This window comes from Streptomyces sp. RKAG290, from assembly GCF_023701695.1.
Lineage (GTDB): Bacteria > Actinomycetota > Actinomycetes > Streptomycetales > Streptomycetaceae > Streptomyces.
The window spans coordinates 3,675,880-3,687,913 of record NZ_JAJOZC010000001.1 but is presented as its reverse complement, the minus strand read 5'-3'; the positions used below and the strand labels follow the sequence as shown (position 1 = coordinate 3,687,913).

10 protein-coding genes are annotated in these 12,034 nt (G+C 70.2%); 2 read left to right on the top strand and 8 right to left on the bottom strand.

What is annotated here, in order from left to right; genetic code table 11:
- Nucleotides 1-30: 30 nt before the first annotated feature.
- The 6 genes from LNW71_RS16110 to LNW71_RS16085 form a co-directional block, all read right to left on the bottom strand.
- Nucleotides 31-576, bottom strand: a complete 546-nt coding sequence (locus LNW71_RS16110; protein WP_250968860.1) for a hypothetical protein — start codon at nt 574-576, stop codon at nt 31-33.
- Between the two features lie 319 nt (nt 577-895).
- Nucleotides 896-1,804 carry a formylglycine-generating enzyme family protein gene (locus LNW71_RS16105; protein WP_374119419.1) on the bottom strand — a complete coding sequence of 303 codons (909 nt, stop codon included), beginning with the start codon at nt 1,802-1,804 and terminating at the stop codon, nt 896-898.
- 188 nt (nt 1,805-1,992) lie between these two features.
- On the bottom strand, nt 1,993-3,396 hold the full coding sequence (locus tag LNW71_RS16100) for a sulfatase (RefSeq protein ID WP_250968859.1): 1,404 nt from the start codon (nt 3,394-3,396) through the stop codon (nt 1,993-1,995).
- A gap of 768 nt (nt 3,397-4,164) precedes the next feature.
- Nucleotides 4,165-4,830 (bottom strand): class I SAM-dependent methyltransferase, encoded by a 666-nt coding sequence (locus tag LNW71_RS16095; protein ID WP_250968858.1) that lies wholly within the window; start codon nt 4,828-4,830, stop codon nt 4,165-4,167.
- Nucleotides 4,831-4,986: 156 nt separating this feature from the next.
- Nucleotides 4,987-5,880 (bottom strand): SDR family oxidoreductase, encoded by an 894-nt coding sequence (locus LNW71_RS16090; RefSeq protein ID WP_250968857.1) that lies wholly within the window; start codon nt 5,878-5,880, stop codon nt 4,987-4,989.
- A 106-nt stretch (nt 5,881-5,986) separates the two neighbouring features.
- A complete protein-coding gene (locus LNW71_RS16085) occupies nt 5,987-7,402 on the bottom strand; it encodes an MFS transporter (RefSeq protein ID WP_250968856.1) in 1,416 nt (471 codons plus the stop codon).
- A gap of 231 nt (nt 7,403-7,633) precedes the next feature.
- Between LNW71_RS16085 and LNW71_RS16080 the strand changes: the two genes are divergently transcribed.
- The gene (locus LNW71_RS16080; protein WP_250972029.1) at nt 7,634-8,209 is read left to right on the top strand and encodes a TetR/AcrR family transcriptional regulator; all 576 of its coding nucleotides are present in this window, start codon (nt 7,634-7,636) and stop codon (nt 8,207-8,209) included.
- 211 nt (nt 8,210-8,420) lie between these two features.
- Entirely contained in the window at nt 8,421-10,037 is a 1,617-nt protein-coding gene (gene dacB / locus LNW71_RS16075; RefSeq protein WP_250968855.1) for a D-alanyl-D-alanine carboxypeptidase/D-alanyl-D-alanine-endopeptidase, read from the top strand.
- A gap of 141 nt (nt 10,038-10,178) precedes the next feature.
- Here the strand turns inward: dacB and LNW71_RS16070 are convergent, their stop codons facing one another.
- Together LNW71_RS16070 and LNW71_RS16065 are read right to left on the bottom strand one after the other, a co-directional pair.
- Nucleotides 10,179-11,018: a hypothetical protein gene (locus tag LNW71_RS16070; protein ID WP_250968854.1), complete on the bottom strand. Its 840-nt coding sequence runs from the start codon at nt 11,016-11,018 to the stop codon at nt 10,179-10,181.
- Nucleotides 11,019-11,233: 215 nt separating this feature from the next.
- Nucleotides 11,234-12,010 carry a polysaccharide deacetylase family protein gene (locus tag LNW71_RS16065; RefSeq protein ID WP_250968853.1) on the bottom strand — a complete coding sequence of 259 codons (777 nt, stop codon included), beginning with the start codon at nt 12,008-12,010 and terminating at the stop codon, nt 11,234-11,236.
- Nucleotides 12,011-12,034 lie beyond the last annotated feature (24 nt).

Here is a 12,034-nt window from a genome sequence, read left to right as displayed (position 1 = left end):
GTACGGGTACCGATCCGACACTCGAGTACCTCAGTCGACCACGTGAATGGCGGTGCCCTTTGTGGCGAAATCCCACAGGGCTGTTCCGTCCGCGACGGTCTCGCGAATGGCGCCGGTCTTCACCGTGCCGTCCGGTGCGGGGGAGGCGCCGTCGACTGCGTTGGAGAAGGCTGATTGCGACCCGAAATAGACTGCGTGCTCGATCCGCACGCCATCGCTTCCCGTGCCCTCCGCGCGACGGAAAGTCACCGAGTGCTTCCCCTTCGCCGGGGGCACATTGCCCGGCCACACCAGGAACGTACGGGCGGTGGACTCGTTCCCGGAGATCAGCCAGACCCTTTTCTGGGAAAGCGAATACACGATCCGCCGCCCGGCCCCGGAGTCGTCGGGGACCTTATGCACCTTGGGCTTGAGGGCGGACGGGTGAGGTTTCGCGCTGGGCTTGGAATCGGCACTCGCGGTATTCTTCGCGGGCTCGTTCCGGGAAGCCTGCACCGTCAAAAAGGAAACTGCGGCGAGGGCGGCGACCAGCAGACCGACAATCCAGATACCGGAGGGTATCCTGCGGGTCGACACCAGATTGCTCCCTCTATGTCATGCTCTGCCCTTTACGGGTCAGCGTTCGCGATCATCAGCCTATCGGAGCACCAATGCTTCGGCGTAGTCGCGTCCGCCCCGGTTCGAGGGCCCGCCAGGTCAGCAGCTACGGCGCCCGGAACGTGACAGGCCCGGCCTGGTCCGGCCTCCAGGAGGCGTGGAGATCTCGACGGCGCGATGACCTGGCGCGATGCCTCCGTGCCCAGGTGCTCATCGAGAACTTGGCGCCTAACGGGGGCGGCGGTCCCCTCAGGCCGCCGCCCCCATAGGCGGCCGTCCCCTCAGACCGCCGTCCCCATCAGGCCGCCACGCGAAAGCCGATGTTCCCCGTCGAGCTGTCCGGCGTGTTGGAGCTTCGGGCCGCAACGCGGTAGCGGTTGCAGTACGAGTCGTGGCACAGGTAGGAGCCGCCCCGCATCACCCGGGACGCGTCCGGGGTGAACCAGTCCTCGCACCACTCCCAGACATTGCCCACCACGTTGTAGAGCCCGTAGCCGTTGGGTCGGTACGAAGTCACCGGGGCTGTGCCGAAGCGGCGGTGCGCAGCTGTGTTGTGCGTGGGGAACTCCCCCTGCCAGATGTTGCACATATGGGTTCCGCCGGGCGTCAGTTCGTCGCCCCACGGGTAGCGCTGCTGCTCCAGGCCGCCACGCGCCGCGTACTCCCACTCCACCTCGGTCGGCAGCCGCGTGCCCGACCAGGCGCAGTACGCCTGTGCGTCGTTCCACGAGACGTGCACGACCGGGTGGTTCTGCCGGGGTGCGAAGGAGGAGCCAGGGCCCGCAGGGCGCCGCCAGTCGGCGCCCTGCACCGCTCGCCACCATGGAACCGCCGCCACCGGCGGTGAGGAGGAGGCGAGTTCGTCCGGCAGGAGTCCGGCGAAGACGAAGGAGACGCCGAAGCGCTCGGCCTCCGTCACGTGGCCGGTTGCCTTGACGAAGGTGGCGAACTGGGCGTTGGTCACGGCTGCGGGCGCGATACGGAAGGGTGCGGTCTCGGCTTCGCGGACCGGGCCTTCGCCGTCGGCCGGGAAGCCGGTCGGGTCGTCGGTGCCCATGAGGAAGCGCCCGCCGGGGAGGTCGACCAGTTGCCTGGCGACGCGCAGGGCGGATGCCGACCGGGGCGGGGGCGGCGCTGGGGCGATCGTGACGGTCGTGGCGTCACCGTGGCCCGGCGTGCAGCAGGAGGAGGAAGACGCGGAGGACACAGCAACTCCTTTTGGTAGAGCCGTCCGGCAGGGGCCCGCGGCGGTCGCTGCGGGCCCCTGCCGGGGGCTTGGCTCCTGACTGGGCTCTCGTCCGGATCATGCCGCGCGCAGGGCCCCGGTGCCGCGTCCCGCTCGAATGGCCCGGCCTGATCCGGACGGCAGACCCGGCCTGATCCGGAGGGCAGGCCCTAGACGGTACGGTCGGCGGCGAGTTGGGCCGCCAGTGCGGGTATGCCGAGGTTCTGCTCGTCCTGCGGGGTCGCCTGGTACAGGCTGTTCTTCAGCTGGTGCGGGTCGCCCGCGAGGTCGTAGTGCTCCCGGAACTTCAGCTGCCCCGTGCCGGACACCACACCGTTGGCGTCGGTCTTCAGGTCGTAGTACTCGGTGTACTGCTTGTTCTTGGCGACGTACGACGACCAGGTCGGCGGGCCACCCGCGGCGGCACCCTGCTTCCACCATTCGACGAGCAGGTGATCGCGGCTGTACGAGGTCAGCAGCGACTTCCCGTCCTGCGAGTGCCCCGGTGTGACACCGGCCGCGTCGAGGACGGTGGGCGCGATGTCGATGTTGGCGACGATGCGGTCGTCGGTGGTTCCGGCGCCGAGGCCGCCAGCCGGCCAGGACAGGTAGAACGGCACCTCGTGGGCGGCCCGGTAGGGCACCGACTTCTTGGTCCAGCCGTGGTCCGCCCAGCCGAAGCCGTTGTCCCCGATGTAGATGACGAGGGTGTTGTCCAGCTGTCCGAGGCTCGTCAGCTTGTCCTTGAACGCCTGCACCGCGTCGTCGACGGACCGCAGGGTCCGCAACTGCTCCGCGCGGATCCGCCGGCCGTCGGCCAGGGTCCCGGTCGCGCTCTGGATGTAGCCCGGCTTGTCACTGCGGTCGGCCTCGGGGACGGAGGGGCGTCCGTTCCAGTCCGGCACGTCCGTCCCCGCGTACTTGGGCGCGGGCGTACGGGGCCCGTGCGAGGCGAACGGCGTGACGTACGCGAACCAGGGGCGGCTGTCGGTCGTCGCCTCGTCCAGGAAGTCCAGCGTCCGGTTCTTGATGATGTCGGTCGTGTAGCCGTTGATCGTCTGGACCGCGCCGTTGACGTTCCACCGGGCGTCGACGTAGGCCGGCTGCAACAGCGCGAAGTCCTCGAAGTGCGGCGGGTTGTCGGCGAGCGTCCAGGAGTTGAGGAACTTCCCGAACAGACCCGTGCGGTAGCCCGCCTGCTTGAGGTACCGCGGCAGGGTCGTGTCCTGGTCCAGCTGGTACGAGGCGCTGTTGTTCCGCACGCCGTGGTTGTGGGCGTACTGCCCGGACAGTACGGATGACCGCGACGGTGCGCAGAGCGGGGTCGTGACATGGCCGTTGGTGAACTTCACGCCTCGGCCGGCGAGCCAGTCGACCGTCTTGGGTTGCGCCCACTCGGTCTGCTTGGGCTGGTCGTCGGTGACGATGAGAAGGATGTTCGGGCGGGCAGCGGCGGCCGCCGAGCCGGCGGCGGCGACCTGGGCGATCGCGGGTACGGCCGCTGTGGCGGCTGCTGCCGCCGTACCGGCGAGGAAGCCGCGCCGGCTCACCTGCGGTCTGTCGTTGTGACTCATGGATCGTTTCCTCCTGTGGTCCATCGATGGGACTGCGGAATTCGGAACCGACTTCTGGACACGCGGAACTCATGAACGCCTTGCGGGCACGGCTGGCGGCATTCCTGCCGGCAACAAGGAAGGTGCGGGCAAAGGGCGTTGGGGCGTCCGGGCGCCACGTGGGAATTCCGCAACGAAGGCGGTAGGGCGTGAACGGACCGGCTCAGACCTGGATCACTGCCGCACCGGGTGCCGGACAAGGGCTGCACCACGGTCGGGCGACAAGCGGCCGGCCTCGGCGGTCACGCCGTGGCGGACGTACACAGCGCGCTCGCCACCCTGCCGAAATCGACATGGCGACGAGCAGCGAGCATTCCCTCTGCTGCCATGCCAGGAGACTAGAGGGAGCGGAGCGTGCCGTTCTATGCACGGCGTGTGAAATCTGCGGCCGCCGGCTGGGCGGACGCAGCAGGGACTGCGGCCGATCGGGGCCGCGTGCCGTTCGGCGGTCCGGCCTTCCGGCCGTGCGGACCACTGGCATGTAGTTGCTCGCCCTGCCCCTCCGGGCTTCCCTGCCCGCCCCGGGCAGCCCCGACCTGCGCGGTCTGTGGCCGCGCGCCTGACGTGCCTGACCGGGCCTGACCGGGCCTGACCGGGCCTGACTGTGCCTGGCCTGAAGCGTGACAGGGCGCCCTGACGCGGCTTGCGCCGGCCGCGTCAGGGCGCCCGTGACCTGCCCCTTTACGGGTCGGGTGCCTCGGGCGGACAAACCTGCCCGGAGGGACTCGATCAGAGACGGCAGCTGATTTCGAGGCCGTCCTCAACGGGGAAGGTGACGCTGTGGTAGCCGTTGTCGATGTCGCGGACGTGGTCGAGGTAGGGGCCGAGGTCGGGTAGGTCCACGTCGTCGGCGACGACGAGGGTGCCGGGGGCGATGTGGGGTTCGAGGAGCTGCAGGACGGGCAGGCAGAGGTCCTTCCACCCGTCCAGGAACAAGAAGTCGACCGACTGCCGCAGTGCGGCGAGCGTCTGCAGGGCGTCCCCCTCCAGCACGGTGATCACGTCGTCGAGGCCGGTCGCGGCGAAGGTCTCGCGGGCGGCGGCCGCCTTGGTCCGGCTCATCTCCGTGGTGATGACCTGGCCGCCGCCGTTGTCGCGAACGGCGGCGGCCAGGTGCAGGGTGGAGATGCCGTACGAGGTGCCGAACTCGACGACGGTGGCCGGCTTGGTGGCGCGGATGAGGTTGTAGAGGAGCTTGCCGCCGTCGGCGGAGACGGGCATGTAGATCTCCCGCACCGCGTCGGCAAGTTCCTGCGCCGTCAGCGACCCCCGCTCGTGGGGCTGGATGCCCCGCAGCCGGGCCGCCGTCTCGTCGTCACGGGCGGCGGCTTCGAACATGCGGGTCAGAGCGGCGGAGACGCGCGGTTCCGCGAGGGTGTGGGGCTGTGTGGGCATGATCCTGGATCCTTCGGACGATGGGCGATGGGCGATGGCCGGTGGACGATGGGCGGTGGGCGGTGGGTGGTGAGTGGTGGGCGGTGGGACCGCCTTGAGGTGGGGACGAGCGTGGGGAGCGCGGCCCTGACGGGCCTCGCTTCGCCCGGCGTCTCGTCAGGCCGTGTAGGCGCCCGCTTCGATGTCCGCGAGCAGGGTCGGCCCGGTGGGCTCCCAGGAGAGGAGCTGCCTGGTCGCGTCGCTGGACGCGGTCATGGTGGAGGCGAAGAAGCTGCCCACGAAGCCGAAATGGCCTCCGGCGTCCTGCGGGGCGACGGACTCGACCGGCAGGCCCAGGCTGCGGCCGATCGCCTCGGCGATCTCCCTGGTGGTGACGGCCTCCTCGGCGACGACGTGCAGTCGCGTCCCCGCGGGTGCCTGCTCCATGCCGAGGCGGATCAGCCGGGCGGCATCGTCGCGGTGCACCGCCGACCAGGTGGCGGAGCCGTCGCCGACGTAGCCGGAGACTCCCTGCTTGCGGGCGGCCTCGGTGAGGAAGTTGACGAACCCCCAGTCGCCGCGCCCGTGGACGCTCGGTGCGAACCGGGTGATCACGGTCCGCACGCCCTGGGCCACGTATTCCAGGGCAAGGTTCTCGCTGCCGCCCCGGTTGGACTCCGGGCCGACGGCCGGAGACACATCGTCCTCCGTGGCCGCCCGGCCCTCGACGAGACCGGAGAGCGGCGCGGCGACGACGAACGGGTGGCCGGTCCCGGCCAGCGCGTCGCCGAGGGCCTGGACCGCGGCTCGTTCGGAGCGGTCGGACTCGGCAGGGTTGCCCCAGTCGTGCTTGTTGGCCATGTGGATGACCGCGTCCGCCTCGGCGGCGCCCCGTCGCAGCGAGGCGAGATCGTCCAGGTCACCGCGGACGAGGCCGGCGCCCTTGGCCGCGAGAGCCTGCTCGGCCCGGTCGGATCGGGCCAGGCCGATGACCTGGTGGCCCGCCGAGATGAGTTCGTCGACAACGGCGGATCCGATCCAGCCGGTCGCTCCGGTGACAAATGCACGCATGAGCGTGTCCTTTCTTCGCCCTGGAAGGGCAGGTGGGTGGCGGAGATGGAGGGAGTCCCTGAGCACGGCGGCGTCGGCGTCGCCGAGTCAGGTGGTGTGAGAGCCCTTAGCGCGGGGCCGTCCGGCGGGCGCCGGCCACGACGAGGGCTCCGGCCAGGAGCACGACGAGGGCGGCTGCGCGCAGCGCGGTGTCGGCGCCTTGGGTGAACGCCTCGGTGACGGCGGTGTGGTCGGCCGTGGCCGGCGTGAGTGCTTCCTGCACCGTGCGTGGGAGCGGCGTGTGCCTGCTCAGGTCGGCAGGGAGGTGGCGGGTGAAGCCGGCGGTGAGGACGGTGCCGACGACGGCCACGCCCAGAGCGCTGCCCAGTTCGCGGGTCGCCGACTGCAGGCCTCCGGCGATGCCCGCCCTCTCCACGGGCAACGCCGAAGCGATCTGAGCGGTCAGACAGGGTGCGGCCAGCATGATGCCGAGTCCGACGACGAACAGACCGGCCGCGTACACCGGGTAGGCCATGGTCGAGGCGTACGAGAGGGCGAGCAGGCCGGCGCCGGTGAGCGCGAAGGCCGCGGAGAGCGTCGCGGGGATGCCGATGCGGCGGACGAGCCCGGGAACGTGGCGGGTGCCCACCAGGAGCGGGACGGTCAGCGGGATGATCCCGAGTCCTGCCTGCAGGACGGAGAAGCCGCGCCCGTATTGCAGGAGTGAGGCGTTGACGTAGAAGAGCCCGAAGGTCCCGAAGAACGTGAGGGTCATGCCGAGGCTTGCGCTGCTGAGTGCCGGGCTGCGGAACAGCCGCGGATCGAGCATGGGATGCGGGGCGCGCAGCTCGACTCGCACCCAGCACAGGCTCAGCAGGATGCTGCAGGCGAAGGCGATGAGGACGAGGGTGCTGCCCCAGCCCTGTTCGGGCCCTTCGATGATTCCGGTCAGCAGCGCCACGACGGCAGCCACGAACAGCAGCGTGCCGGGGACGTCGAGGGTGCGCACGAGCCGGGCGCTGCGCGGCGCCGACCGTGCCGCCCATGCCAGGCAGCAGGCGGCGATGAGGGCGGCCGCCACGAACAGCGCGCGCCAGGAGCCCGCGCTCAGCACCGTGCCGCCGCCGACGTTGCCGACGACGCCGCCGATACCGGAGGCCGCCGCCCAGACTGCCAGCGCGTGCGGGCGCCGCTCGGGGGCTGTGGCGTGCAGGAGGATGCCGACGCAGTTGGGCAGGACGCACGCGGCGCCGAGGCCCGTGACGGCGCGACCGATCAGCATGACCGCCACGTTCGGCGCCAGTGCCGACACCAGGGCGCCGCACGCGAATATGCCGAGTCCCGCCATGAGGACGCCCTTGCGGCCGAGCTTGTCGCCTGCCGCACCGGCAGGGATGACCAGGCAGGCGAAGATCACGACGTAGGCGTCGACGATCCACAACAGGTCCGACGAGGTCGGTTGCAGTGAACTCGCGGCCAGTCGCGGCACTGCCAGGTTGATGGCAGCGACGAATCCGACGACCAGGGCAGTACACACGCTCACGCAGGCGAGCACCGGGCCGGACCGCTGCGTCGGGCGCAGAACGCCCTCCGATATGGGAGCCATCGCTCTCGATTCCTTCTGGGATTGCCGTACACGAAGCACGGCCGGACCTCGTCCGGCAGGCCCCTGCCCGGACCGGGCGAGGGAAGGCCGGACACCCATTTACGAGTCACCGTGCTCCGTAAAGCTAACACATCCGAGACACAGTGCCTCGTATATAGTGGCGGCATGATGGACGGAAGCGGCCGCGGACGGCCCCGCAGTGAAAGCGCACGTGCCGCGGTGCTGCACGCCGTCGACGACCTTCTCGTCGAAGTCGGGTACGCGGCACTGACCATGAAGGGCATCGCCGAGCGGGCGGGCGTGGGCCGGCAGACCGTGTACCGCTGGTGGTCGAACAAGGCGGAGGTCCTCTACGAGGCCAGCGCCATCGACGCCCGGCAGGAACTGTCCGTGTCCGGCAGCGACGCCCCCCGCAGCGACCTCAAGGCGTATCTCGACGCGCTCGTCACCTTCCTGTCCCGCTCCCACGCGGGGGCGGCCTACCGCGCCCTCATGGGGGAAGCGCAGCACGACGCGGACGTCGCCGCGCTGCTCAGCTCCCGCGACATCCTCGGGGACAGCGCCGCAGAGGTCGTGGAGGCGGTGCGTGCGTCGAGCGGGACGCACCTCTCGCTGGAGCAGGCGACCGCACTCCTGATCGGCCCGCCCTTCTTCCACATCCTGTCCGGGCGCAGCGCGGACGACATCGACACCGAGCAGCTCGCGGAGCAGTTCGTGCGCACCCTGAACCATCCGGGGACCTGAGGCACCACCGCACCGCCGTCAGGCATCAGGCATCAGGCATCAGGCATCAGGCGCCACCGCACCGTCAGGACCGGGCGTTCGCTGCGCAATTCGACGAATACTGCGTGCCGTTCGGGTGACAACCGTTCGCGCCGCCCGTATCCGGCGCCCCTCCGGGTCCATACCTGACGCCATGGACAGGAAACTGCCGAGACGAACGGTGCGTGTTGCGGTGCGAGGAGAGAATTCCGGATCTGTTCGGCGTCGCATTGTCGCCGGATGCAGTGCCCTGCTGCTCCTGGCCCTGACATCGGGCGGGGCGGCCCAGGCGGTCTCGTCGCCGGACAACGTGCGTGCCGACCGGCTCGACCCGCGGATCACGGAGATCATGCGGAAGCCGGACTACCCCAACGCCCAGTGGGGCCTGCTCCAGCAGGACCCGGACACCGGCCGGGTCGTTCACAGCCGATTCGCCGACCAGTTCTTCATCCCCGGGTCGGTGGCCAAGCTGTTCGGGACCTCCGGAGCGTGGGACACCCTCGGCGGCGACCACCGCTTCAAGACGCCGGTCTACGCGATCGGCGAGCGCCGCGGAAGCGCGCTGAACGGCAATCTCGGCCTCGTCGCGCAGGGCGACCTGACCATGGGCGGCAGGACCCGCCCCGACGGCACGGTCGACTACACCGACCTCGACCACACGTACGCCAACGACTTCCCCGGCGCCACTCTCACCCCGGAGAATCCGCTCGCCGGGATCAACAAGATCGCGCAGCAGGTACGGAAGTCAGGCATCACCCGCGTCAACGGGAACGTGATCGTCGACAACCGGCTCTTCCGGCCCGAGCCGGTCTTCGACCCGGTCCCGACGCCGTTGATCATCAACGACAACCTCATCGACCTGCTGACCACCCCCGGCGCCCGCCCCGGCGCGCCCGCCCGGCTGGACTGGCGGCCGAAGGTCGCCCCGTACCGCGTCACGTCGACGGTGAAGACCGTGGCGGCGGGGCAGCCGACCGACATCCAGGTGACGACCTCGGCCAACGGCACCCGGATCAGGGTTTCCGGCACCATCGCGGCCCGGTCCGAACCGGCTCTGAAGGTGTCGCCCATCACCGATCCGGCGGCCTTCGGGCGCACCGCGCTGATCGAGGCGCTGGGGCGGGCCGGGGTGAAGGTGACGGCCAAGCCGACCGGTGCCAACCCGGTCGGGCAACTCCCCGGCTCGTACACGGGCCGGCCGCGCGTGGCGCTGTACACCTCGCCGCCGTTCTCCCAGTACGCCAAGCTCATCTTCAAGGTCAGCCACAACCTCGGCGGGAACCTCACCATCTGTCTGATGGCGGTCGCGGCCGGCAGCAAGGACTGCATGGACGGCTTCCCGGTGCTGGCCGACTTCCTGGATCGCGCGGGCGTCGACCGCAAGCAGGTCCAGCTCCTGGACGGCCGCGGCGGAAACCCCGTCGACCGGACCACGCCCAGGGCCGTGGCGCAGCTGCTGACGTACTGGCAGCACACCCCCGAGGCCGCGGTCTTCCGCAATGCGCTGCCCATCCTCGGCGTGGACGGGCTGCTGGCCGACAACTGCACCCACTGCCCCGCCCGCGGAAAGGTGTTCGCCAAGACCGGCGCCGCCGTCGGGCTGGACGCGCTCAACAACCGGCTGGCCGTCGGCGCCATCACCATCGCCGGCTACCTGGACAAGGGCAACGGCCGCTACGACGTCTTCTTCGCAGGCGTCAACGGCGCCTCGACCCCTGACACCGACGTCAACGGCGTGCTGGACATCGCCGATGATCTCGCCATGATCTCCGCGTACTTGCAGGAGGACACGGCGCGCCGGGAAGGCTGAGAGGACTGCGGCGCGGCGGCCCCAAGCCTTCGAGGGGATCCGCACACCGCGCGGTACAGGGGCTGTGACGCCCGCTCCACAAGTAAGGGCCCGGGTCCATGACCCGGGCCCTTACCCGTGGCCCGGATCAGCCGCGAGGCATCACGGGCGCTCGAAGTACTGGAGCACGCCTCCGACGGAGAAGCAGAGCGCTCCGGTGAGGGTGCCCCAGTTGGCGATGTCGATGTTCACGACGCCTCCCGTGGCGGGACGGGTGAAGTCGGCCAGTGCCGAAGCCATGAAGAGCACGGACCCCAGTTGGTTGATCGCCACGATCCACCAGCCGAGTTCGTGGGGACGGATGCCCGGTCTGCCGTGGCAGACCTCCACCAGGGCGAGGTGCCCCGAGATCAGGAACAACGTGCACCCGACCATGTCAGGAGCCCAGACCAGCCTGTTCACCTGCTGCGCCGACAGTCCCTGCAACAAGGAACTCAGCAGGTTGATGCCGAAAACCAGCGTTCCCACGAACAGCACGAACGTACTCAGCCAGTCGATCCGGCCGGGCTCGTAGCTCCACCATCTCCAGCGCCGCGCGGCAAGCTCTCCTGCTCCGCCGTCGTCCTGGCGGGGAGCGTTGACGGCCTGCAGCAGTGAGACGTAGCCGCCGGCGTTGAAGAACAGGCCGCCGGCGAAGAAGATCCAGGCACCCGTCACGTCGCCCGGACCGAACTGTGCCACTGCGGCCCCGGAGGCGAACAGGCCCCCACCGACCACGAACGCACCCGCCGCGAGGGCGTTGAGCCTGCGCAGCCGGCCGACCGACTCGTTGTCCGCGCTTCGGGAGCGTGACTCGGAATCGCCCGCGGCCCGCACGGTGAGCCGGCCGCGTTTGCGCGCCAGGCGCGACTCCCAGACGGCGGTGCCCCCGTCGCTGAGGCGCCAGGTCAGCCGGGTCGTGAACGGCCCCGCACCCTCGGCGGTCCTGTCGATTCGACTCACCCGTCGACCCTAGCCCTTTGGGGCGCATTCACCCCATATGCGGCTCGGCCACCGCAGACAGGAACGCAGCAGGCTCATGCGGGCCGGGGTCCGGACCTTCAAGGCGACAAGGCTCCTGCGGTGTTCAGAACTTGGCCGTCCCGCGCTCCTCTGCTGCCCGGAGCACGGCCCGTGGCCGGCCGCCGTCCTCGATCTGCTGGGGCCGAGATCCCCACTCAGCGCACGGGGAAGCCGAAGGAGTAACCCTGCTGCTTCAGCCAGGGCAGGACCTCGCGCAGAGCGGCCAAGGTCTGGGAACGGTCCCCACCCGCGTCGTGGAAGAGGATGGTCGGTCCGTTGGAGACCTCTCTCTTGACGGTGGCGACCATGGTGTCCACGCCGGGACGCTCGAAGTCCTTGGAGTCGACGTTCCAGCCCAGCGGCCGCATCCCCCGGGACGCGGCGAGGTGCCGGCTGTACGGGGTGAAGGCGCCGCCCGGGGCACGGTAGTACTGCGGCCGGACGCCGCCGGACGCCTTGGTGATCATGCGCTCGGCGTCCAGGATCTGCTGCGACTGGTACGCCTCGGACTTGCCGTCCATGGCGGTGTCGTGGGAGACCGTGTGGTCGCACAGCCGGTGCCCGGCCGCCACGACCTTCTTGACCAGGTCCGGGTGCGCCTGGGCCTGCGTGCCCACCATGCAGAACGTGGCCTTCACGCCGTTGTCCGCCAGGAGTTGCAGCACCTGCGGCGTCCAGACCGGGTCCGGCCCGTCGTCGATGGTGATGTTGACGCCCCGGGCGCCGCGGTCCGAGGCGTGCGCGATGTCCGCCGCCACCTTGGCCACGCTCCGGTCCCGGCCGTCCGGCGCGGAGACTCGCGCTTCCGGCTGCCGCCCCCCGACGGTGTCAGCCTGCGCGGTCCATACGGAGGTGGCAGCGGCCACCGCTGTCACTCCGAGCGCCGCCGCGAGAAGCCGACCGTGCCATCCCCTTCCCTTGTGCTTTGCCATGTCCGCCCACCCCTTTGTGTTCTC